Raw genomic sequence first — 22,517 nt, forward strand, 5'->3', positions numbered from 1 at the left:
CCAGCCGTCGCGGCGGGACCAGGCGGCGGTCGTTGATCGACTCGGCTTCCTGAAAGTTGGGGTGTCCCGGTCACGTCGACAGCCCGGCTTCCTGGAACCCGAGTCGATCAAGGAACCAGCCCGGCCGGCGATCGCGCTGGCGGCCCGGTCGGCAGGGGTACCGAGTTTGACCATCGGGGCGGGTGGGCTACTATTTGTCGGCACGCCTCGGGGTGTGGCGCAGCTTGGTAGCGCGCTTCGTTCGGGACGAAGAGGTCGTCGGTTCGAATCCGGCCACCCCGACCAGAGGTAAGAGGGCACATCCGATCACGGATGTGCCCTCTGGCGTTTCTTGACCATGCACACGGCCCAGCACTGTGGCGATGCTGCCCAGCCACGGCCATCCGGGGCACGTTGAACCCGCCCGCCGCCGCCTTCAACCTTTTGACCCTCGGCGGGGTCGTGACAGGTAACCAATCGAGGCGGGGGCTTATGGCAGCTGACGACGAGCATTTCCGAGAGTTCGTCGACACGCGCTACATGGATCTCTTGCGCGTGGCGTACCACCTCACCGGGTCGGCACAGGATGCGGAGGATCTGGTGCAGGCGGCGCTGGTGAAGGTGATGCGTCGGTGGCGGCGGGTCGAAGATCCGATGGCCTACCTGCGGCGCGTCATGATCAATCACCACATCAGCAGTTGGCGCCGATACCGGGTGCACGAGTTGGTGACGGCGATTCTGCCGGAGCGGTCCACCCGGGACATGACGGATGCGGTGGCAGAGCGGCACGCCCTGTACGCGGCGATGCGGGCACTGACGCCCCGCACCCGGGCCGTGATCGTGCTGCGGTACGTGGTCGATCTGCCGGAGGCGGAGGTCGCCGCCACCCTGCGCTGCTCGGTCGGGTCGGTCAAGAGCCGTGCGTCGAGGGGCCTGGCCCGCCTGCGGCTGGCACTGGCAGCGGACGCGCCGCCGTCGACATCGACATCAGCGGCAACTCATCCGGCACCGGACGGGACAACGAGGATGACGGGGGCAACGTCATGAGGGCCGACGAGGAGCTGGGCCGGGCCCTGGCCGAGCTGAGCAGCACGCTGACCCCGCAGCCGGATCCGTACGGTCGAGTCAGGACGCGTTATCGACGGATGCGGCAGCGACGCCTCGGCGGGCTGGTCCTGGCCCTCGTGGTCTCGGTGGGTGGCACAGCCTTCGCCGTGGCCGGCCCGGCACGGACCACGCAGCCACCACCAGCGAACCCGAACGAGTCCATCGCACCCGTGATGGCCTGGTCGGACAAACTGCTGCAGTCACCGCCACGCGGTGCCGTCGCCAGGGACACCGGCTATGTCCGCCAGCTTTCCGACCTGCTGTTGGACGCCCAGCGTCGGGGAGACTTTCCCAACCTGACGGTGCCGGTGAACGCGGTGAAGGTCCTCTTCATCGACGATGTCGACGATCAACGGATCGCGCTCGCCGCCTTCGTCCGTGACCGGCCCGATCCGGTCACCGGCTGGCCCAGCGCCGCAGTGTGGCTCGTCGCCGAAAAGGGCGCCAGCGCCGAGAAGCTGGCCAGCACCGGCTCTGTTCGGGGCACGAGCGACGCTCTGGAACCGTACGAGAGCCTCTCCGTGGACGACCCGTCCGGTCCGGGAAAGGCGATACACGTGGCGATCGCACCCGCCGGCTGCGTCTTCCTCACCGCACCGGCGCTCAACGGCAACGCGTTCCAGTGGGCCTCGGAGCCGACCGGTTCCTACCTCATCCGCACGCCGCAGACCCAGCGACCCGAGTGGTGGAGGGTCAACTGCGGCGAGGTGACGCGCAAGATAACTCCCGGACCGGGCTCGCTGGCAGCCGAGCCGATCACCGACACACAGCTCGCGACCGCGATGTCCCGGGTACGGGGGGATGTCAAGGCGCAGCGTGCCCGAGAGCTGGTGTACCAGTCGGCCCAGTCGGCGGGCTACCGCCTGACCGCCCTGCCGAGCGTGGTGTGGGGCGGGCACGTTGCTGGCGTCCCGACCGGCGGATCGCCGACCGCCGGTGAGCCGCCGGTGACGAACGGCCAGGTGACCGTCCTGGCTGCTCCCGCAGTCGACGGCAGCTGGGTCGGCGAGGTGACGATCGAGCCCGATCAACCACGGTCCGACAGCGTCATCAGCACCGGCACCTCGTTCACCGTGTCGACGGATCCGACCGATCCCGCAAGCGTGCTGGCCGTGCCGATCAACGGTGCCGCGGTCGCTGGCGGGGACCAGCAGTTCCTGCTGGTGGTGACGCCGGCTGCGGCCACCACGGTGCGCGTCCTGCGGGACGGACAGGAGGTGGCGAGGGCTCCGGCCAGCGGTTCCGGGGCGGCGTTGACAGTGCCCCGACCCACCGCAGGTCTCGTCGTGACGGCGCTCGACGGCTCCGGCCGGACACTCGCCAGCGCGAAGGTGTCTGACGAGGGTGGGCAGGGCACACCGGAGACGGACGCCTGGAACCAGGATTAGACGCGAGGATGTGGCCCGGTCCGAACGACCGGGCCACATCGGGTACGCCGTTAGTCCGTCTTCCGCTTCACGTGAGGCAGGTCTGCGCCGGGTACGGGATGTCTGGTCACTCGACCACGATCCTGGTCCGTCGGCGTCGGGCAAGCCCCAGGACAGTGGCGCCAACGACGAGCAGCAGCAGGCCACCAACAGTCAGAGCGGTCACCGGGGTGCCGGTCACCGGAAGCCCTCCACTGGATTCGCTGCCCCCACCGGCACCGCCACCGGGGGAAGAGGTGCCGGTGGGCTGGACCGTGCCATCACCATCCGGGGACTGTCGGGTGGGCGTGGGCGTCGGCGTGGGTTGGGCGGCCGACGGGCTCGGAGTCGGTGTCGCTCCAGCCGTCACGGTGACGTCGAGCGACTGGTCCTCGTGCGTGTGGTCACCGGACCAGACCCACTGGGTGATGGGCACGGTCGGGGTGATCTTCCAGCTGCCATCACTGTTGCGGCCCAGATTGCGGTAGGACGTGTTCGCGGGCATGTAGTAGAGACCGACCAGGTAGGTCCCCGCTTTGGCCGTCGGCGGTGCCGTGACCCGGAATGGGTTGCTGGCCCCCCACGTCTCGGACGTCTGCCCCGGGGTGATCGCCTCGGGGAGGTAGCAGAGCATCTGGACGTCTCCGGTGCACGTCGCGCCCGTCGGGCCCGTCAGCGTCAACGGCGATTTGCCATAGGTCTCGATCCTCACGAAGGCCCCCTCGACGTCGGCTCTGGCCGGGGCTGCGACAGCCAGCGGAACGCACATGGCCATAAGGGAGGCCAAGCCGAACCGTGTCACCGCGGCACTTCGTTGCTTGAACTGTTCCTTCGGGTTGCCTGAAAGAGTCGATGGCCGTACAGGCGGGTGAGCAGGACCTACGGAAGCTAGCGAATGACCAGCGACCGCGCTGTCCCAGAAGCCGAAAGCCGGGTCAGTCCAACCAAACGAACGATCTCCCTCCCGGCTCTTCCCTCGGTCCGGGTCGCCCGCTGGCCGCAGTTGCGCCTCCGTCGCCTCGACAGTTCGCCTGAACCCTGGGCCGGGGCACGTTCGTCGATCTGTCCGCCGTCTCGTCCCGCGTGACGATCCCGAATGTGCCGGCGCTGTACGAGCGGCTGCCCGTACAAGCCCTCGGGGGATCTGGAGATGCGTATGTTGTCGCAACTGCGGTTGCTGAATCGTGGCGTGCTGGCCTTACTGACGGCCCTGCTGGTGTTGGCGGCGTCCGGCACACCGGCGATCGCGGCGGCCCTGCCGCCACCCGCTCCGGTCAGCGCGACATTGGTGTCCGAGACCCAGGTCGAGGTGAGCTGGCCGGCGGTGGGTGCCAGCAGCTACGAGGTACGGCGTGGGACCGTCTCGGGTGGCCCGTACACGACGGTGGGAACCGTCACCGGGACGTCGTACCTGGACGAAACAGTGGTCGCCGAGACCACGTACTACTACGTGGTGCGGTCCCGATCCGGCAAGCGGGCGTCGGGTGACTCGTCCGAGGTGTCGGTGCAGACCTCGCTGGCGAAGCCCGTGAACGTACGGGCGACCGCGGCGGAGACGAGCATGACCCTGCGGTGGAAGGCCGTGGCCGGCACCGCGCGTTACGAGATCGTCCGCCTGAGTAACGATGCCCCGGTGGAGACGGTCGTCGGCACCACGACGTCGACCGAGTACGTGGACACCGGCCTCACTGTCGCCACCCGCTACGTCTACTGGATCCGTGCGGTCGCCACGGGCGGCGCCACGGCCACGTCCGACGCCGTGCGGGTCTACACCGGACCTGCCACCACGACGACGGTCACTGTGTCACCAGGCTCGGTGGAGCAGGGACAGCGCATCCTGCTCATCGCGAACGTGCGGTACGCCGACGGCCGGATTCCCGGTGGTGAGGTCGCGTTCATGTCCGCGGCCGGAGCTGTCGCGTTCGCCAATGTCAACGGCACCGACGGCACGGCGATCGCCATGGTCAACGGCGCCGGCTGGACTCCGACCTCGGTCTACGCCCAGTTCCAGGGCTACGACTGGCCGGCGGCCGGGGCGAGCGTGTCCGGCGACGCGGTGCCCGTGGTCACCCAGCCCTACGGCGCGGTGGCCTTCAACGGCCCCTCGTGGCTGAAGCTCGGTTCCTGGGAGGAGGCGGTCGCCGCCGGGGACCTGACCGGCGACGGCCGCTCCGACGTGGTGATCACGACGACCGAGTACTCCGACGACGCCAACGACCATTCCGCTTTCCTGTTCGTGCAGGAGGCGGACAACCAGCTCGTGATGAAGCAGCAGGTGGCGATGTCCACCTCCACCGGCGGCAGTATGTATCCGGTGATCGGCGACCTGGACGGTGACGGCGCGAACGAGCTGGTCGTCGCCACCGGCGACGGTGTCGACGTGTTCCGCCGTACCGGATCGGGGCTCTCGGCGGCGGAGCACCTGTCGTTCGCCGACGACCTCATCGACCTCAGGCTCCGCGACCTCGATGGTGACGGCCGGACGGACATCGTCGCGGTGAGCGACAACGGCGTCCTGGTGCGGTACGGCGACGCCAACGGCAGCTTCGCGCCCGCGGCTCTCGTCTCCGCGCACCGCGGCTTCGTTCTGGACGTGGTCGACATGACCGGGGACGGCCGGTCAGACCTGGTGGTGCAGCTCGGGCAGCTGATCCAGATCAGCGCGCAGGTGCAGCCCCGGTCGTTCGCCGCCCCCGTGGGGTATCAGGCGCCCGCCGGGCACCTGCAGACGGTGGCTTCCATGGCGGTCGGCGACGTGACCGGCGACGGCAGGAAGGACGTCGTCGTCACCGTGTCCGGCAACGCGCCGAACGCCCAGGTGCAGGTGCTCACGCACGACAGCGCCGGTGTGCTGGGACGGTGGATCCGCTACCCGGTGTACGAGATGCCGGACGCCATCGCTATCGCGGACGTCAACAACGACGGTCGGGACGACGTCGCCATCACCCACGGCGGTTGGAGCGCGGCGAGTGTCCTGTTGCAGCGGCCGGACGGTTGGCTGGGCAACGAGTTCCGGGTCTCCCAGTTGCCGCCCGCCAGCTCCTTCACCCCGCGTGGCCTCGCGGTGGCCGACATCAACAACGACGGCCTGAAGGACCTGCTGATGGCCAACTACAACTACGGGCTGGTGGTCGTACCGCAGCGGCCCGCAGCCACGACGGCGGCGTCACCGAAGGTCCAGGTGGGTCGGGCCTGAGCGACGGAGACGACGGGCCCGCATCCCGGGCCCGGGCGGGCTCTGCCGGCAACCAGGAGTGAGCACGAGGATCGGCCCGGTCGGAGCGACCGGGCCGTTTCTCGTACGCAGCGGGTTAGGTGCCTTCTCAGCGGCGTTCGCGTGGCTGTCAGTCCTGTCGTTCGGTGCGTTCGATCTCCGCGAACGCGGCGGCCAGGTAGTCGCCCAACGGCACGCCGGTCGTCGCCAACAGGTCGGCCACCAGTAGCGGGGCGTGCCGGGCCAGCGCCGACGCGTCCGGCGGTGACTCGTCGCCGTCGGGGTCGTACACCCCGAGCGCGCCGGCCAGCAGGACGAGCACCACGTGCGGGTCGACATCGGAACGCCACCGCGTCGACTGCTGCACGCAGCGGCTCAGCACCTGGCGGATGTCGTCGCCGGTCAACCCGTCCGGATGGCTCTCCTCCAGCAGCAGTCGGACCACCGCGCCGAGAACCAGCCCGGACCGCTCGTCCGCGGCGAGACCGTCGACTGCCTCGTCGTACGCCTCACCGTCGCGTGCCTGGGCGGCGGCGACGGCCGTCGTGGCCGTGACCGCGATGGCGCGGGCGGTAGCGGGCAGGTGTCGCCAGGTGCCGGTCATCGGGTCAGCATCGCAGACCCGGCGGACAACGCCGGACCGTCGTCAGCCGAGTGGATCATCGTGGGATTGGTCACCCGGACGCCCGCGCCCAGCGGGGCGACGTCCAAAAGTGTTCGCGCGGTGTCGCACCCGGCGAACAGAATGCCGGACATGCTGCGTCGTGCCCTACCCCGCCGTTTCGAAGCTCGCCGACTCCTGATCGGCACGCTGTTGTCGGCGATCGGGCGCGGTCTGACCCTGCCGTTCCTGTTCATCTACTTCACCGACGTACGCGGACTCACCGACACCCGGGCGGGTCTGGTGATCGGCTGGTACGGCGCGGTCACCCTGGCACTGTCACCGCTGGGCGGGACGCTCATCGACCGGTTCGGCGCCCGCCGGGTGGTGGTGCCCTGCCTGCTGATCGAGGCCATCGGCACCGGCTCGCTGGCGCTGGTGAACTCGACCGGCTCGGCGGTGCTGGTGATGACGGTGATCGCCGTCGGCAGCTCGGCGATCTGGTCCGGGCAGAACACGATCCTCGCCTCGCTGACCGGCGACGACGAACGGCAACGGGTCTTCGGGTTGAATTTCGCCCTGCTCAACCTCGGTATCGGCGTTGGTGGCATGACGTCCGGCGCGATCGTCGACACCGCCCGCCCGGGCACGTTCCAGATCATCTACGTGCTCGACGCGGTCAGCTACCTGATGCCGGCGCTGATCCTGCTGACCCTGCCGGGGGTCGGTCACCGACTCGTCCGCCCCAGCACCGGCGGCGAGCCGTCCGCCGGTGGCTACCTGACAGTGCTCCGCGACCGCCCGTTCCGCCGACTGGTGATCTTCGGTCTCATCCTCACCACCTGCGGGTACGCCCAGATCGAGGTGGGCTTCGCCGCGTACGCGGTGCGGGTCGTCGAGGTGACGCCCCAGGTGGTCGCCTGGGCGCTCGCGGCCAACACGGTAATGATCGTGCTGGCCCAACTCCTGGTGCTCCGCCGGATCGAGGGGCGTAGCCGTACCGGTGCACTCGCCGTGGTCGGGGCGGTGTTCGCCGGCGCCTGGCTGGTCCTCGGTGCCGGCGGCCTGGTCAGCGCCGAGAACGCCGTCTTTGCCGCGCTGTGCGTGGTGGCCTGCTCGGCGATCTTCGGCTTCGGCGAGACGATGCTGTCGCCGGTGATGCCCGCGCTGACGAACGCGCTGGCCACCGACGCGCTGCGCGGCCGGTACAACGCCATGAGTTCGATGATCTTCGGGATCAGCGGGGTGATCGGACCGGTGACCGCCGGTCCGCTCCTCGGCGCCGCCCACGGCAGCGTCTGGGTGGCGACGGTGGTCGGCGGTTGCCTGATCGCCTCGCTGGTCGCCCTCTCCCTGCGCCGCCTGCTCACCGCCGAGCAGGACGGCGTAGCGACGACCGCCCCGGCGTCCCGCACGGCCGCGCCCACCCCCGCCTGACCTCGAACATCCCTGCGCGGGTCGGGCCCCGGAGCTGGTGCTCCGGGGCCCGATCTCGCGGGTCGGCCGTCAGGCGGCGGGGACTTCGGCGGTGGTGCGGATCCGGTCCAGCGTCGGTGCGGAGACCGGCGACTGGGCGGTCAGGTAGTCCACGAACGCGTCCAGGTCGATCTGGCCGGTGACCAGGTTCGTCCCGGCGGTGAGGGCGCTGAACCCGTCGCCGCCGCCGGCCAGGAAGTTGTTCACCGTCACCCGGTAGGTGGCGGCGGTGTCGACGGCGGTGCCGCCGAGGGTGAGGCTGCCCCGGACCACGCGGGTGCCGGCGCACGGGTCGGCGACCGTACCGGTGGTGCCGTTCGGGTCGACCACGTAGCCCACGGTGGCCGACGGGTACAGGGTCCGACCGGTGACGAACTGTTGCTCCAGGACGCAGTAGAGCTGCGCGCCGGTCAGGTCCAGCGTCACCAGGTTGTTGGCGAACGGCTGCACCGTGAACGCCTCCTCGTAGGTGACCGGACCGGCGTCCAGGTCGGCCCGGACCCCGCCCGGGTTCATGAAGGCGGCGACCGCGTTCTGCTCGTCGTCGGTGGCGGCGAGCTGCGCGTCGGCGATCAGGTTGCCCAGTGGGGACTCGCCCAGGCTGGTACCGAAGAGGGTTTCCTGGCTCCGGGTGATCGCCTGGCTGGTCACGCCGACCTGGCGTCCGGCGACCGGGCCGAGCACCGTCTTGTACCTGTTGATCAGCGCGGTCTGCCGCGGGTCCTTGGCGACGTCACGGGTGACCACGACGTTGTTCGCGGCGGCGGAGACCACGTCGCCGCTGTGCCGGTCGATCTTGAGATCGATGTCGGTGACCAGGCGACCGAACGAGCTGGCGCTGGTGACCAGCTTGCCGTTGATGTCGCAGTTGTACGCCTGGTGGGTGTGCCCGCTGACCACCACGTCGATCGACGGGTCCATCCGGTTGGTGATGTCCACGATGGGGCCGGTCATCCCGACACAGTCGTTGATCCCGCCGGTCGCCGCCTGGGTGCCACCCTCGTGCAGCAGCACGACGATCGCCTCCACGCCCTTACGGCGCAGCTCGCGAGCGTACCGGTTGGCGGTGTCCGCCTCGTCGGCGAAGCTGAGGCCGGCGACGCCCTGCTGGCTGACGATCTGCGGGGTGCCCTCCAGGGTCATGCCGATGAAGCCGACCTTGACGCCCTGCACCTTGTGGATCGCGTACGGGGCCATCAGCGGCTTGCCGGTGGCGGTCTTGAAGGCGTTCGCGGACAGGTACTGGAAACCGGCCCCCCGGTACGGGGTGCCGTCGACGCAGCCGTCCACCGGGTGGCAGCCGCCGTTCTGGATCCGCAGCAGCTCGGCGGCGCCCTCGTCGAACTCGTGGTTGCCGACGCTGGCGTAGTCCAGGCCGGCCATGCTCAGCGCCTCGATGGTCGGCTCGTCGTGGAACGCGGCCGAGAGCAGCGGGGACGCGCCGATCAGGTCACCGGCGGCGACCGTGATGGTGTTCTTCTTCTTGGCTGCGGCGCGCAGCTCGGCCAGGTGGGTGGCCAGAAACTCGACGCCACCCGCGGTCTGCCCGGCGATGGTGCCGCTGGACCCGCTCGGCGGTTCGAGGTTGCCGTGGAAGTCGTTGAGGGCCAGCAGGGTGACGTCGACCGGCTTCGGCCGCGCGTCGGCTTGCTCAGGGCTGGTGGCGACCGCGCCGAAAGCGGCCACCGCGAGCGCGGTCAGGCCGACAGCGGCCCGACGCATCCCGGGTATGAACATGGATCTCCTCGTGAGAATCGGCACGGACGGTGCCCGGCCTCTGGGTCGACCGGGCCGCCGACGGACGCCGTCGGAAGGGTCGCGGATGGGCGGCGGTTGAGCATGGCCCCCGCCCCGACAGCCTCTCATCCGCACGCCGACCGGTCGACCCGGGCAGCACATCGGAGCAGCGCGTACGCCGGGCCCAGAATCGATCACCGTTTACCGCGGTCTGCCGGACAGTGTCGGAGCCAGGGTCTAGAAAGGACGGGACGGTCATCGCGGGCAGGAGGCATCGTGAGCGGAACGACACCGGTGGCGGAGCAGGTGCGATCGGCCGACGGCACGCCCATCGCGTTCGAGCGGTCCGGTGCCGGGCCGGCGGTCATCCTGGTCGGCGGCGCGTTCGCCGATCGTCAGGCGACCCGCGACCTGGCTGCGGCGTTGACGACGGATTTCACCGCCTTCAGCTATGACCGTCGGGGTCGCGGCTACAGCGGCGACACCGCACCGTACGAGGTCGGTCGTGAGATCGACGACCTCGCTGCCGTGATCGCCGCGGCAGGTGGTTCCGCCGCCCTCTACGGCATCTCCTCCGGCGCCGTCCTGGCCGCCCTCGGCACCGCACAGGGCCTGCCGGTGAGCAGGCTGATCCTGTTCGAGCCACCGTTTCAGGTTGGATCGCACGTGGGCGTCAGCAAGGACATCACCCCGCAGCTCATCGAGCTGATAGCCGCCGACGACCGGGACGGCGCGGTGACGACCTTCCTCAGCGCCGCGGTGGGGCTGCCGGCCGAGCAGATCACCGCGATGCGGTCGCAGCCGATGTGGGCGGGGCTGACGGCGCTCGCGCACACCCTGGTGTACGACGCGATCGTCACCGCCGGCGGGCGACTCCCTGCCGAACGGCTGGCGGCCATCACCGCGCCGACCCTCGCCCTGGACAGCACTGGCAGTCCAGAGTGGTTGCGGGACGCGAGTCGGGCGGCGGCCGAGGCAGTGCCGGGCGGCCGGTCGGTGAGCCTCGACGGCGGCTACCACGACGTGCCGCCGGCGACCTTGGCCCCGGTGCTGCGCGAGTTCCTGCTCGGCTGACGACACCGGCGCGCCGCCCGGCCAGCACACCGCCGGCCAGCCCCACCGACGGACCAGCGCACCGCCGGCCGGGGCACCGTCCGACCAGCGCACCGGCGGGACATGCCCGGCGGGCCACCTGGCCAGAGCCCGGCGGGTCAGCCGTCGACCAGTGCCTCGTCGACCAGTGCCGCCACGGCGTCCGGTGGCCAGGTGCCCGCGACGCCGGGCCGGGCCGACAGGTACGTGACGATCCGCTCGGCCGGCCAGCCGTGCGACTCGCGTAGTCCTTTGGCGATCATGCTGAGATAGATCGGCGCTGGTGGCCGGCACCGCGCGGCTGACGCCCCCTCAGGCGCGGTGAAGGTGAGCAGCGGAACCCCGTCGCGGCGGCCCGGGCAGACGAGCGTTTCGTACCGCCCCGGGCCGAGGGTGGCCCGTCCGCTGGCGACGGCGGCGTCAACGGCCGCGCCGGTCGCCGGAATCAGGTCGGTCGGGTCGCCCGGCGGGCGGTACATCTCCTGCGCGGCGATGTCGGTGAACTGCTCCAGGGTGACCAGGTAGGCGCGGGCCGCGGCCTCGCCCGGCAGGTGTGGGTCGTAGAAGGCCATGCCGCCGGTCCAGGCACCCGACTCGCCGGCGAAGTAGATGCCGCCGGGCAGCGACACGGCCGCCGACCGGCTCGGTGGACGCCGGTCGCGGCAGCCGGGGTACGTCCGCTTTCCGCCGGGTGGGCAGCCGCCACCGATGTACCAGCCCAACCGGGCGGCGTGCATGTTCGAGCCGTACGAGACGTACCAGACCAGCACGACGACGCCTCAGAAGCCGCAGGTCTGCCCGGCGGAGTGGCTCACCTGCACGGTGTGGGTCACGCAGCCGCCGGCCTCCACGGAGTGCAGCAGGAAGGCGGTGGGCTCGTGGACCCAACCGATCTGCTCGTCGGCGCTCATGGTGAGCGTGCTCTGCTTCCAGGTGCTGGGTGCCACGGTGAGGACCGTGCCCGCGTACGCCGTGGTGACCGGTCGGTGCAGGTGGCCGGCGGCGACCCGTACGACGTGCCGGTGCCTGCCGATCACCTCGGCGAGCGCGTCACCGTCGGCGAGCCGGATGGCGTCCGCCACCGGGATGCCGACAGCGACGGGCGGGTGGTGCAGGAAGATCACGGCCGGCGCCTCGGGCCGCCCGGCCAGCACTCCGTCGAGCCAGCCGAGCTGTTCCTCGCCGAGTTGGCCACCGTCACTGCCGGGGACGAGCGAGTCGAGCACCACGACGGTCGCCGCCGCGTGGTCGACGTGGTAGTAGGCCGAGAAGCCGCCGCCGAGCCACTGGGTGCCGCCGAACGCGTCGAGCAGGGACTCCCGGTCGTCATGGTTGCCGGTGGTCAGGTGCACCGGCAGCGGGAACCGGCCGATGACCTCGCGCAGCGCCGCGTACTCGTCGGGCTGGCCGTGGTCGACCAGGTCGCCGCTGATTACCACGCAGTCCGGGCGGGGTCGTAACGCCAGCACCCGGCCCAGCGCTCGGTGCAGACCGGCGGCCGGTTCGGCGGCGAGCAGGCCGGTGGTCAGGTGCGGATCACTGAGCTGGGCGATGAGCATGGGCTCGCCTCCTCGGCGCCGGATGCCTCACGCTATCGCCGGACGCGACATCCCGGGAACCGGGTTACCGGCGACGGAGCTGCGGGGGCGGGAGTCCACAGGCTGCGTCCACAGCCTGTGGATAGCACGTGTGTACGAAGACGGGCTGGTCCCCGCCGCCGTGAGTACGCTTGATCGAGCGGTTCGGCGTCAGCCGGGCCCCTCCCCTACCTGGAACGACGTGCGAGTGGATCATCAGCGAGTCATCCGTGACGTCACCGTCCGCCTGCCGATGGCGTCGAGCACGCCGGAGGCGTGTCGATGGACGGTCACCGAGCTGTCCCGCCACACCCCGGCGACCATCTCCGTGCTGCTCGCGGTCCACGACCGGCTGCGCTGCGTCGCGGCGACCGGGGCGTGGCAGGTCTTCGCCACCGTGCCGGCGCGCACCGGCATCGTCGGCCGGGTGTACGCGACAGGCGTCCCCGCCGTCGTCCCGGACGTCAGCGTCGACCCGGACTACCTACCGGTGCGCCCGGACGTGACCACCGAGTTGTGCGTACCGGTGCTGGACCCGACGGGCCGGGCGATCGGCGTACTCGACCTGCAGTGGAGTGAGCCGATCGACCTGGAGCCGTGGCGGGGGACCGCGCAGCGGCTGGCCGACGGGCTCGGCGCGCGGATCGCCGCCCTCGGCGGCCCACCGGAGGAGAGCCGCAGCGAGACGTTGCTCCGGCACGCCGCCGCGCTTTCCTCCGCCCCGACCGAGGGGGAGGTGATGGGGGCGGCGGCCCGCGCCGCCCGGGAGGTCTCCACGCTCTCCACCGCGCTGCTGCTGATCGGCGGTCAGCTCGGCCCGTCCCCGGCGACGCCGAGCGACCTGGAGACCCGGATCCGTGCCGAGTTGGCCGGGGCGGGTCCGGTTGCCCTGGACCGGATGGTCGACCGGGCTCACCGGTACGGCGCCGGGTACACGCTGGGCGAGGCCGGGCATCCGCCGACCGAGGACTACCGCCCGCTGACCCGGGCGGGGGTACGCACGCTGGTCGCCGTGCCGGTCGGGCCGGCGGACGCCGGTGGGGTGCTGCTGGTCGCCGACGAACGCGCGCTGCGCCCGGACCCGACCACCGTCAGCCTGATGGAATTGCTCGCCGGGCAGGCCTGGACGAGCGTGGACCGGCTGCGCACGCTGGCCCGGTTGCGGGAGCAGGCCAGTTCCGACCCGCTGACGGGGTTGCGGCACACCGGCCCGTTCGGGCAGCGGATCGCGGCGGCCACCCCCGGCCGTACGGCCCTGCTGGCGATCGACGTGGACGGCTTCAAGACCGTGAACGACACGTACGGCCACCAGGCCGGCGACCGGGTGCTGGTCGGGTTGGCCCGGGCGTTGGAGGCGGCTCTGCGGCACGGCGACGAGTTGTACCGGATCGGCGGCGACGAGTTCGTCGCGGTGATCGAGGTGAGCCGCCCGGAGGAGGCGGTCCGGATCGCCGAACGGCTGACCGAGGCCGCCCGACGGATCGGCCGCACGATCAGCGTGGGTGTCGCCCTCCCCCGCCCCGGCGAAACTCCCGAGCGCACCCTGAGAAGAGCCGACCAGGCCCTCTACGCGGTGAAACGCCAGGGCCGGGACGGCGTGAGCCTGTCCGCCGCCTGATCGGCCGCCGCGCACGTCCGCTCTGTCCGAGCCTGCGGGAGAAACGGTCGGTCAGAGCGCCGGTGCCAGCCAGGCCGACCACCCCAGAGACCCGAGCCCAGGGGTCGCGGGACCTTTCAGGGGAGATCTTGGACAGTTTCCGTTCCGTCCTGACGGAAACTGTCCAAGATCTACAGAACGGGAACCTTCAGTCACCTGGTCGCCATGGTGAAAAAGGACACAAGCCCCAATGTGCACGATCGCCGAGCGCAGCCGGGCCGGGTCGGGTCGGGTCGGGTCGGCCAGGCCAGGCCAGGCCAGGCCAGGGTCGGGCGGGCCGAACGCGGCCAGGTCGGGCAGGGGGGTCTCAGGGGGTGCGGAGTTCCTTGGCGAGGAGTTCGGCGATCTGGGCGGTGTTGAGGGCCGCGCCCTTGCGGAGGTTGTCGCCGGTGACGAAGAAGTCGAGGGCGCGCGGGTCGTCCAGGGCGCGGCGGATCCGCCCGACCCAGGACGGGTCGGTGCCGACGGCGTCGATCGGCATCGGGAACTCCCCGGCTGCGGGATCGTCGACCAGGATCACCCCGGGAGCGTTGCGCAGCGCCTCGCGGGCGCCCTCGGCGTCCACCTCGCTGGCGAAGACCGCGTGCACGGCCACCGAGTGCGCGGTGACCACCGGCACCCGGACACAGGTGGCGGAGACCTTGAGGTCGGGCAGGCCGAGGATCTTCCGCGACTCGTTGCGGATCTTCACCTCTTCCGACGACCAGCCGCTGTCCGCCGGGGAGCCGGCCCAGGGGACCACGTTGAGCGCCATGGGTGCCGGGAACGGGCCCAGGTCGTCACCGACCGCCTGGCGTACGTCGCCGGTACGCGAGCCGAGCGTCCGGTCGCCGGCGACCTTGGTGAGCTGGTCGTGCAGGATGTCGACGCCGGACTGACCGGCTCCGGAGACCGCCTGGTAGGAGGCGAGCACCAGCTCTCGCAGGCCGTACTCGCGGTGCAGTGGCGCGACCGCGACGATCATCGCGAGGGTCGTGCAGTTGGCGTTGGCGATGATGCCCCGGGGCCGGTTGCGGACCTGCTCGGGGTTGATCTCGGGAACGACGAGCGGGACGTCACGGTCCATGCGGAACGCGCCGGAGTTGTCGACGGCGATCGCGCCCCGGGCGACGGCGATCGGCGCCCACTCGGCGGAGACCTCGTCGGGCACGTCGAACATGGCCACGTCGACCCCGTCGAACGCTTCGGGGGTCAAGGCCTGGACGACGAGTTCCTCGCCCCGGCAGCGCACCCGACGCCCGACGGAGCGCTCGGAGGCGAGCAGGCGGATCTCACCCCAGACGTTGCGCCGCCCGGTGAGCAGCTCACACATCACGGTGCCGACGGCACCTGTCGCTCCGACCACGGCGAGGGTGGGCAGCGCCGTCATCGGCGCTACCTACCCGTCCCCGCGTAGACCACGGCTTCGGTGTCGCCGCCCAGCTCGAACGCGTCGTGGATGGCGCGGACGGCGGCGTCGAGGTCGGTGTCCCGGCAGACGACGGAGACCCGGATCTCGGAGGTGGAGATCATCTCGATGTTGACTCCGGCCGCGCCGAGCGCGGCGAAGAAGCCGGCTGCCACACCGGGGTGCGAGCGCATGCCGGCGCCGATCAGCGAGACCTTGCCGACGTGGTCGTCGTAGAGCAGGCCCTTGAACTTGACCGGCTCCTGGATCTTGCTGAGCGCGGCCATCGCGGTCGGGCCGTCGGCCTTGGGCAGGGTGAACGAGATGTCCGTCCGGCCGGTGCCCTCGGTGGAGACGTTCTGCACGATCATGTCGATGTTGATCTCGGCACCGGCGACGGTGTCGAAGATCCGCGCGGCGGCACCGGGCTCGTCGGGCACCCCGACGATCGTGATCTTGGCCTCGCTGCGGTCGTGTGCGACCCCGGTGATCAGTGCCTGCTCCACGGAAAGGTCCTCCATCGATCCGGTGACCATCGTGCCGGTGTTGGTCGAGTATGACGAACGGACGTGGATCGGCAACCCCGCCCGGCGGGCGTACTCCACGCTACGCAGGTGCAGCACCTTCGCGCCGCACGCGGCCAGCTCGAGCATCTCCTCGTAGGTGATGTCCTTGATGTGCCGGGCGTTGGGCACGATCCGCGGGTCGGCGGTGAAGATGCCGTCCACGTCGGTGTAGATCTCGCAGACGTCGGCGTGCAGGGCGGCGGCGAGCGCCACGGCGGTGGTGTCCGAACCGCCCCGACCCAGCGTGGTGACGTCCTTGGTGTCCTGCGAGACGCCCTGGAAGCCGGCCACGATGACCACCGAACCCTCGTCGAGCGCGCCCTTGAGCCGCCCCGGGGTGACGTCGATGATCCGGGCGCGGCCGTGCACCGAGGTGGTGATCACGCCGGCCTGCGAACCGGTGAACGAGCGGGCTTCGTACCCCAGGTTGTGGATGGCCATGGCCAGCAGGGCCATGGAGATCCGCTCCCCGGCGGTGAGCAACATGTCCAGTTCGCGGCCCGGCGGCAGCGGACTGACCTGGTTGGCCAGGTCGAGCAGCTCGTCGGTGGTGTCACCCATCGCGGAGACCACCACCACCACGTCGTCGCCGGCCTTGCGGGCGGCGACGATGCGCTCAGCCACCCGCTTGATCCGCTCGGCGTTGGCGACGGAGGACCCGCCGTACTTCTGCACCACGAGTGCCACGACGGTGCACTCCCTCCCAGCGACCCTGAGCGTGCCGACGCCGCCGGAACCGGGGCCGGCGGCGCGTGTCAGACCCCTTGAGGGTATCCGGCGGGTAACGACGCCGGGTCAGGTGATCCCACCATCCGGCCCGCCGGCCGCCGGCCGGGCCGGTCCCACCAGGTCGGGCGGTACGCGGGAACGGCCCACCCGACACGCCGGGACGAGCGTGGTACGCGTCGGCGCCCACCGATCGCCCGCACCCACCAGAATGGGCCGGTGCCCGTCCTCCTCCGCTCGGCCGGCCGCGTGCTCGGGCCGCTCGTCCTCTCCCTACCGACGCTCCTGGCCGCCTGCACCAGTGAGCAGCCACCGGCTCCACCACCCGCCGATGCCGCGCCGGTCCAGGTGGACGCCGCGTGGGACGAGTTGGCCGCGCTGGCCGCGGCGGCTCAGGACCGCCACCTGGTGGCGCAGTACGTGTACAGCCGGCCTGGTCAACCGGACCGGACCATCGTCTTCACCAGCGCGAACGACGGCAGTTGGCGAGTCGACGTGCCGGGGGGCGCGTTGGGCGGTACCGCCGATGTCTCGATGGCCAGCACGGCCGACGGACTGTTCCAGTGCGCGCTGCCGTCGGCCGGTCACGCCGAGTCGGCGAGTTGCGTACGTCTGGGTGACCGCGACGACGCGGTGCCGCGCCGGCTGGACCCCCGGGTGCAGCACCCGCTCACCGACTGGCTGGATGTGCTCACCGACCGACGTGCCCCGCTGGCGGTCGCCCCGGCCACCGCGCCCGAGGGTGTCACCGGTACCTGCTACTCGGTGGAATCCACCTCGGCGTCGCTCAACGCCCCGCTGGACGTGGGCATCTACTGCTACGACCGGGACGGCACGCCGACCGGCGTCCGGACCGGTGCGGGGACGCTGCGGCTGGCCGCTGCCCCTGCCCCGGCACCGGCCACCGTGCAACTGGCCGGCCCGGTGGTGGTCGACCGGGAGCCGCTCGACACCGCGGCGCCGCCGACCCCGGACCCGTCGGAGAGCCCGAGCGCGGGAACGCCCTGATCTTCGTCCCGTTACGGGTGCTCTTGCCCACATTTCGCCACCCCGTCCAGAGCGACGAATCACCCATACGGGACGATCCGTCTTATGGCCGATCTCACCCCGCTACTCGCCTACCGTTGGAGTCCGCTGGCGTTCCACCCCACCGCGGAGCTGAGCGCGGCCGACGCGTCCTCCCTGCTGGAGGCGGCCCGCTGGGCACCCTCCCTGGGCAACCGCCAGCCCTGGCGGTTCACCGTGGGCTACCGCAACGACGACACCTGGAAGCGCATCCTGGTCAACCTGACCGAGCGCGACCAGCGCTGGGCGCACCGGGCCGCCGCGCTGCTGCTCGCCGCGCACGTCGACCCGGACGCCGCACCGGCCGACGGGATCGCGTACGACCTGGGCCAGGCGGTCGCCCACCTCACCGTGCAGGCCACCGCGCTGGGGTTGCACGTCCGGCAGGTGCTGACAGTGGACCGCGGCGGGCTCTCCGCCGACCTGCACCTTCCCACCGACGTGCGGCCGTACGCGGTGCTCGTCGTCGGGCAGCTCGGCGACCCGCTCAGCCTGCCGGCGGACCTCGTCGCCGAGGAGACCGGCCTGCGCCGCCGCCGACCGTTGGCCGACCTGCTGCTCAGCTGACCGGTCAGCCGGCTACCCGCCGCGGCTGGCGCGCAGCAGGACCGCTGCGGCCTCGGTGTTGCGATAGAGCACGTGCCGGCCCTGTCGGGACCGGTTGACCAGGCCGGCGGCGTGCAGCGCGGTCAGGTGCTGGGAGACGTTCCCGGCGGACATCCCGGTGAGTCGGGCCAGGTCGGTGGTGGTGGCCGCCGTGTCGAGCCGGTGCAGCAGCACGGCCCGGCCGGGGCCGACCACCCGCGCCAGCGGGTCCCCCGGCGGCGGCGCGGTCGCCTCCCAGAGCGTCCCGACCGCTCGGACCGGATACGCGCCGGCCGGCAGCGAATCCTCCAGCAGGTTCCACAGCACCCTCCGCCCGCCGAACACCGTCGGGTTCAGCGCCAGCCCGCGACCCCGTAGGTCGAAGTCCCGCTCGAACGGGTCGTCGCTGACCACCCGGTCGCCGAGCCAGCGCAGGCTCGGGTGCAGCTGCTCGAAGAACCGGCCGGCGCCGTTCTCGGCCAGCTGGGCGGCCCGGTACGTCACATCGGCGTCGAGCAGGGCCTGCATCCGTGACCAGTCCGGGGCGATCGCCTCGTCGTACCAGACCCGCACCGCGTCGACGAGCTGCGGCAGCAGCCCACCGGGGTCGGCGAGCAGCGCCCGCCCGAACGTACCCAGCGGCCGGCGCGGGGTGGTCGCCAGCAGGTCCTGGACCACCACGCCCGGCGGCGTGGCGGCGATCTGTTCGAGTTGCTCAGCCATCTCCACGTTCGGCCGGGCCGCCGGGGTGAGGAAGTCGGGCAGCCAGCAACGCGGCCGGGCCAGCTCCACGAGCGGTCGGACCCGGGCGGCCACCTCGGGACGACGCAGGGTCACCCGGGCACGGTCGATCCAGGGCAGGTGCACCGCGTAGTGAACCGGGCTGGCCAGCGCCCACATGCTCATGACCGTCTCGTTGACCGGCGACACGGCGAGCCGCACTCCCGCCACGTCGGCCACGTTGAACCGCAACTCGGACACGTACCCCCCAGGGAGCAGGATTCGGTTGAGCCTAAAAGACTCGACCACCGTCATGGGGGCACGGTTCACTCACCGGCCATGGGGGCCAGAGACACCATTCGCACCGTTGTCCACCACGTCGTACCGCCGGCCGGGCTGACCCGAGCGCTGGCCGTGCAGGCCATGGTCTACGCCATCGGCAGCGGCCTGTTCCACGCCGGCAGCGCCGTGTTCTTCACCCGGGCACTCGGGCTGAGCGCCGCCCAGGTCGGACTGGGGCTGTCCATCGCGGCAGGGGTGTCGCTACTGGGCACCGTGCCATTGGGTGGGCTCACCGACCGGTACGGGCCGCAGCGGGTCTGGCTGGTCGGGCTGGTGCTGAACGCCGCGCTCTTCGCGACGTACCCGTTCGTGGGCGGCTTCGCCGGATTCCTCGCCGTGGTGGTGGCGCTGGCCGCCGTGGAAGCCGCGAGCGGCGTGGCCATACAGGTCTACTCGATAAACGCACTCGCCCCGGCCGAACGGGTCACGGCGATGGCCTACCAGCGCTCGTTGTTGAACGTCGGCTTCGGGCTCGGCGCGGTGCTCAGCGGCGTGGTGCTGGCGGTGGACACGATCGAGGCGTACCGGGGAATGGTCTGGTTCATCGCGACGGTCTTCCTGGTGACGGCCCTGTTCGTGCGGCGACTGCCCCGGCTGCCGCAGGTCGCCCGAGCGGCGGAGCCGATGAGCCGGCTCGCCGTGCTGCGGGACCGTCCGTTCATGGCGGTGTCCCTGCTCTCCGGGTTGCTCACCGCGCACCAGACGCTCTACCTGACGGTGATGCCGCTCTGGATCCTCACCCACACCGACGCTCCGAAGACCGTGATCGCCGCTCTGGTGCTGCTCAACACGGTCCTGATCGTGCTGCTCCAGGTACGCGCCAGCCGGGGCGCCGACACCGCCGCGGGCGCGGCACGGGCGTCTCGCCGGGGCGCTTTGCTGATCGCCCTGTTCTGCCTGGTTCTGCCGATCTCCGGGCTCACCCGGGGCATGCTCACCGTGGTGGTGCTGGTGGCCGCCGCGACGCTGCTGATCCTGGCCGAGCTGATCGAGTCGGCGGGCGCCTGGGGGCTCACCGCCACCCTGCCGCCGGCCGACCAGCGCGGCGCGTACGTGGGGGCGTTCCGGCTCGGCTCCCAGGTGCAGTATCTGATCGCTCCGGCGGGACTGACCGCGCTCGGGGTGACCACCGGCGGGTGGGGATGGTTACCGGCCGCAGCGATCTTCGTGCTGGTCGGGCTGGCGATCGTACCCGTGGTGGCCTGGGCCGGGCGGACCCCGAGGCTGGGTTCCCAGGCCCCGGAGCCGGCGATGACCTCGGTCCCATAGTCCGGACCGGCCTTTCCACCCCCCGTTCCATCACGTAGGGTGACCTGGTCATGTGGCAGGCGCTGCTCCTCCTTAGCCGCCGCGACGAGGCCTGACCGGCCGGCACCTCGTCGCGGAGTCGCATCGCGCCGTCCAGCACATCTGAGTTTCCTCTCGGCACCGCCGCGCATCGTCGCCCGGCATCCGCCGACACCTTCCGATCTGCTGACGCCACATGTTCCAGGGAGCACTCTGAGATGGCTCAACCTGTCACCGACGCCGAATCCGATCCGTTCGCCCGGCAACGCCCCAGCCGGATGCCGTACCACCGCTACCAGCCCTACCAGGAGCAGTTCCGGGTCGACCTGCCGGACCGCACCTGGCCCACCCGAACCGTCGAGGCCGCGCCGCGCTGGTGCGCGGTAGATCTCCGGGACGGCAACCAGGCCCTGATCGACCCGATGTCGCCGGAGCGCAAGCGCCGGATGTTCCAGCTGCTGGTCCAAATGGGCTACAAGGAGATCGAGGTCGGTTTCCCGTCGGCCAGCCAGACCGACTTCGACTTCGTCCGGCAGCTCATCGAACAGGACATGATCCCCGAGGACGTCACCATCCAGGTGCTCACCCAGTGCCGGGAGCACCTGATCGACCGGACGTTCGAGTCCCTGCGCGGCGCCAAGCGGGCCATCGTGCACTTCTACAACTCGACCTCCACCCTGCAACGGCGGGTGGTCTTCGGCCTGGACAAGGACGGCATCGCCGACATCGCCACCACCGGCGCGCGGCTCTGCCAGAAGTACGCGGAGATCCACACCCCGGACACCGAGATCTTCTACGAGTACTCGCCGGAGTCGTACACGGGCACCGAGCTGGAGTACGCGCTGGAGGTCTGCTCCCGGGTGATCGACGTGATCGACCCGACCCCCGACCGGCCGCTGATCATCAACCTGCCGGCGACCGTCGAGATGGCCACCCCCAACGTGTACGCCGACTCGATCGAGTGGATGCACCGGCACCTGCCGCGCCGCGACAGCGTGGTGCTGAGCCTGCACCCGCACAACGACCGGGGCACCGGCGTGGCCGCCGCCGAGCTGGGCCTGTTGGCCGGCGCGGACCGGATCGAGGGCTGCCTGTTCGGCAACGGTGAGCGCACCGGCAACGTCGACCTGGTGACCCTGGGGCTGAACATCTTCTCCCAGGGCATCGACCCGATGATCGACTTCTCGAACATCGACGAGATCCGGCGAGCGGTCGAGTACTGCAACCAGCTGCCGGTGCACGAGCGCCACCCGTACGCGGGCGACCTGGTCTACACCGCCTTCTCCGGCTCCCACCAGGACGCCATCAAGAAGGGCTTCGACGCCCTCGCCGCCGACGCGAAGGCGGCCGGCGTGCCGGTGGACGAGCACACCTGGGCGGTGCCGTACCTGCCGATCGACCCGAAGGACCTGGGCCGCACCTACGAGGCGGTGATCCGGGTCAACTCGCAGTCCGGCAAGGGCGGCGTCGCGTACATCATGAAGAGCGAGCACCAGCTGGACCTGCCGCGCCGGCTCCAGATCGAGTTCTCCGGGGTGGTGCAGCAGGTCACCGATCACGACGGCGGCGAGGTCGACCCGGCCGCCATGTGGGAGATCTTCGCGACGCACTACCTGCTCGACCACCAGCCCGACCCGGCGGTCCGGCTGGCCGGCTACACGATCGGCACGGCGGACGGCAAGGTCGAGATCGAGGCCCGGGTCGGGGTGGGCGGCGAGCAGCGGTCCCTCGCCGCAGTCGGCAACGGCCCGATCGACGCGTACGTCAACGCGCTGCAGTCGGTCGACGTGGGCGTACGGGTGCTCGACTACCACGAGCACGCGCTCTCCTCCGGCGGTGACGCGCAGGCGGCCGCGTACGTGGAGTGTGAGGTGGACGGGAAGACGGTCTGGGGTGTCGGCACCGACGCCAACATCGTCACCGCGTCGATCAAGGCGGTCACCAGCGCCGTCAACCGCGCACGTCGCTGATCCCAGGCGTCGCGTCCCCGAGG

The 22,517-nt window shown here is 71.1% G+C and carries 18 protein-coding genes and 1 tRNA gene; 11 read left to right on the top strand and 8 right to left on the bottom strand.

Annotated elements, in window-relative coordinates; all coding sequences use genetic code 11:
- Positions 1-208: 208 nt before the first annotated feature.
- The 3 genes from QSK15_RS28225 (at position 209) to QSK15_RS28235 (ending at position 2,474) form a co-directional block, all read left to right on the top strand.
- Positions 209-285, top strand: a tRNA-Pro gene (locus tag QSK15_RS28225).
- A 108-nt stretch (positions 286-393) separates the two neighbouring features.
- Positions 394-1,026 (top strand): SigE family RNA polymerase sigma factor, encoded by a 633-nt coding sequence (locus QSK15_RS28230; RefSeq protein WP_285797083.1) that lies wholly within the window; start codon positions 394-396, stop codon positions 1,024-1,026.
- Positions 1,023-2,474: a hypothetical protein gene (locus QSK15_RS28235; RefSeq protein WP_285797084.1), complete on the top strand. Its 1,452-nt coding sequence runs from the start codon at positions 1,023-1,025 to the stop codon at positions 2,472-2,474. The genes QSK15_RS28230 and QSK15_RS28235 overlap by 4 nt, the downstream gene beginning before the upstream one ends.
- 106 nt (positions 2,475-2,580) lie before the next feature.
- Here QSK15_RS28235 and QSK15_RS28240 read toward each other — a convergent pair whose 3' ends face one another.
- Entirely contained in the window at positions 2,581-3,204 is a 624-nt protein-coding gene (locus QSK15_RS28240; protein WP_285797085.1) for an LPXTG cell wall anchor domain-containing protein, read from the bottom strand.
- A 438-nt stretch (positions 3,205-3,642) separates the two neighbouring features.
- Here QSK15_RS28240 and QSK15_RS28245 point away from each other — a divergent pair, with 438 nt between their 5' ends.
- Positions 3,643-5,688, top strand: coding sequence for an FG-GAP-like repeat-containing protein (locus tag QSK15_RS28245; RefSeq protein WP_285797086.1), 2,046 nt, complete (start codon positions 3,643-3,645; stop codon positions 5,686-5,688).
- A gap of 148 nt (positions 5,689-5,836) precedes the next feature.
- Here QSK15_RS28245 and QSK15_RS28250 read toward each other — a convergent pair whose 3' ends face one another.
- A complete protein-coding gene (locus QSK15_RS28250) occupies positions 5,837-6,310 on the bottom strand; it encodes a hypothetical protein (RefSeq protein WP_285797087.1) in 474 nt (157 codons plus the stop codon).
- A 150-nt stretch (positions 6,311-6,460) separates the two neighbouring features.
- Between QSK15_RS28250 and QSK15_RS28255 the strand changes: the two genes are divergently transcribed.
- Positions 6,461-7,744 (top strand): MFS transporter, encoded by a 1,284-nt coding sequence (locus QSK15_RS28255; protein ID WP_285797088.1) that lies wholly within the window; start codon positions 6,461-6,463, stop codon positions 7,742-7,744.
- A 69-nt stretch (positions 7,745-7,813) separates the two neighbouring features.
- Here QSK15_RS28255 and QSK15_RS28260 read toward each other — a convergent pair whose 3' ends face one another.
- A complete protein-coding gene (locus tag QSK15_RS28260; protein WP_285797089.1) occupies positions 7,814-9,520 on the bottom strand; it encodes a bifunctional metallophosphatase/5'-nucleotidase in 1,707 nt (568 codons plus the stop codon).
- A gap of 276 nt (positions 9,521-9,796) precedes the next feature.
- Between QSK15_RS28260 and QSK15_RS28265 the strand changes: the two genes are divergently transcribed.
- The gene (locus tag QSK15_RS28265) at positions 9,797-10,594 is read left to right on the top strand and encodes an alpha/beta fold hydrolase (RefSeq protein WP_285797090.1); all 798 of its coding nucleotides are present in this window, start codon (positions 9,797-9,799) and stop codon (positions 10,592-10,594) included.
- A 137-nt stretch (positions 10,595-10,731) separates the two neighbouring features.
- On the opposite strand, the gene QSK15_RS28270 is transcribed toward QSK15_RS28265, so the two are convergent.
- Both QSK15_RS28270 and QSK15_RS28275 read right to left on the bottom strand, forming a co-directional pair.
- Positions 10,732-11,382 carry a histone deacetylase gene (locus QSK15_RS28270; protein WP_285797091.1) on the bottom strand — a complete coding sequence of 217 codons (651 nt, stop codon included), beginning with the start codon at positions 11,380-11,382 and terminating at the stop codon, positions 10,732-10,734.
- 9 nt (positions 11,383-11,391) lie between these two features.
- Positions 11,392-12,171 (bottom strand): phosphodiesterase, encoded by a 780-nt coding sequence (locus tag QSK15_RS28275; RefSeq protein ID WP_285797092.1) that lies wholly within the window; start codon positions 12,169-12,171, stop codon positions 11,392-11,394.
- A gap of 226 nt (positions 12,172-12,397) precedes the next feature.
- On the opposite strand from QSK15_RS28275, the gene QSK15_RS28280 reads away from it, so the two are divergent.
- Positions 12,398-13,807 (top strand): sensor domain-containing diguanylate cyclase, encoded by a 1,410-nt coding sequence (locus QSK15_RS28280; RefSeq protein ID WP_285797093.1) that lies wholly within the window; start codon positions 12,398-12,400, stop codon positions 13,805-13,807.
- Positions 13,808-14,153: 346 nt separating this feature from the next.
- Here the strand turns inward: QSK15_RS28280 and QSK15_RS28285 are convergent, their stop codons facing one another.
- A complete protein-coding gene (locus QSK15_RS28285) occupies positions 14,154-15,215 on the bottom strand; it encodes an aspartate-semialdehyde dehydrogenase (RefSeq protein WP_285797094.1) in 1,062 nt (353 codons plus the stop codon).
- A gap of 5 nt (positions 15,216-15,220) precedes the next feature.
- Entirely contained in the window at positions 15,221-16,486 is a 1,266-nt protein-coding gene (locus tag QSK15_RS28290; protein ID WP_279515351.1) for an aspartate kinase, read from the bottom strand.
- Between the two features lie 258 nt (positions 16,487-16,744).
- Here QSK15_RS28290 and QSK15_RS28295 point away from each other — a divergent pair, with 258 nt between their 5' ends.
- Positions 16,745-17,533, top strand: a complete 789-nt coding sequence (locus QSK15_RS28295; RefSeq protein ID WP_285797095.1) for a hypothetical protein — start codon at positions 16,745-16,747, stop codon at positions 17,531-17,533.
- An 84-nt stretch (positions 17,534-17,617) separates the two neighbouring features.
- A complete protein-coding gene (locus tag QSK15_RS28300) occupies positions 17,618-18,157 on the top strand; it encodes a nitroreductase family protein (protein ID WP_285797096.1) in 540 nt (179 codons plus the stop codon).
- A 12-nt stretch (positions 18,158-18,169) separates the two neighbouring features.
- On the opposite strand, the gene QSK15_RS28305 is transcribed toward QSK15_RS28300, so the two are convergent.
- Positions 18,170-19,210 (bottom strand): ArsR/SmtB family transcription factor, encoded by a 1,041-nt coding sequence (locus QSK15_RS28305; RefSeq protein WP_285797097.1) that lies wholly within the window; start codon positions 19,208-19,210, stop codon positions 18,170-18,172.
- Positions 19,211-19,234: 24 nt separating this feature from the next.
- Here QSK15_RS28305 and QSK15_RS28310 point away from each other — a divergent pair, with 24 nt between their 5' ends.
- Both QSK15_RS28310 and leuA read left to right on the top strand, forming a co-directional pair.
- Entirely contained in the window at positions 19,235-20,506 is a 1,272-nt protein-coding gene (locus QSK15_RS28310; RefSeq protein ID WP_285797098.1) for an MFS transporter, read from the top strand.
- A gap of 236 nt (positions 20,507-20,742) precedes the next feature.
- Positions 20,743-22,494, top strand: coding sequence for a 2-isopropylmalate synthase (gene leuA / locus QSK15_RS28315; protein ID WP_285797099.1), 1,752 nt, complete (start codon positions 20,743-20,745; stop codon positions 22,492-22,494).
- Positions 22,495-22,517 lie beyond the last annotated feature (23 nt).

Source organism: Micromonospora sp. NBRC 107095 (assembly GCF_030269705.1).
Taxonomy (GTDB): Bacteria; Actinomycetota; Actinomycetes; order Mycobacteriales; family Micromonosporaceae; genus Micromonospora; species Micromonospora parva.

Coding starts and splice junctions, on each gene's coding strand:
- leuA (WP_285797099.1), top strand. CDS start 20,743: ATGGCTCAACCTGTCACCGACGCCGAATCCGATCCGTTCGCCCGGCAA.
- QSK15_RS28285 (WP_285797094.1), bottom strand. CDS start 15,215: ATGACGGCGCTGCCCACCCTCGCCGTGGTCGGAGCGACAGGTGCCGTC.
- QSK15_RS28245 (WP_285797086.1), top strand. CDS start 3,643: ATGCGTATGTTGTCGCAACTGCGGTTGCTGAATCGTGGCGTGCTGGCC.
- QSK15_RS28305 (WP_285797097.1), bottom strand. CDS start 19,210: ATGACGGTGGTCGAGTCTTTTAGGCTCAACCGAATCCTGCTCCCTGGG.
- QSK15_RS28255 (WP_285797088.1), top strand. CDS start 6,461: ATGCTGCGTCGTGCCCTACCCCGCCGTTTCGAAGCTCGCCGACTCCTG.
- QSK15_RS28275 (WP_285797092.1), bottom strand. CDS start 12,171: ATGCTCATCGCCCAGCTCAGTGATCCGCACCTGACCACCGGCCTGCTC.
- QSK15_RS28250 (WP_285797087.1), bottom strand. CDS start 6,310: ATGACCGGCACCTGGCGACACCTGCCCGCTACCGCCCGCGCCATCGCG.
- QSK15_RS28300 (WP_285797096.1), top strand. CDS start 17,618: ATGGCCGATCTCACCCCGCTACTCGCCTACCGTTGGAGTCCGCTGGCG.
- QSK15_RS28235 (WP_285797084.1), top strand. CDS start 1,023: ATGAGGGCCGACGAGGAGCTGGGCCGGGCCCTGGCCGAGCTGAGCAGC.
- QSK15_RS28310 (WP_285797098.1), top strand. CDS start 19,235: ATGGGGGCCAGAGACACCATTCGCACCGTTGTCCACCACGTCGTACCG.
- QSK15_RS28260 (WP_285797089.1), bottom strand. CDS start 9,520: ATGTTCATACCCGGGATGCGTCGGGCCGCTGTCGGCCTGACCGCGCTC.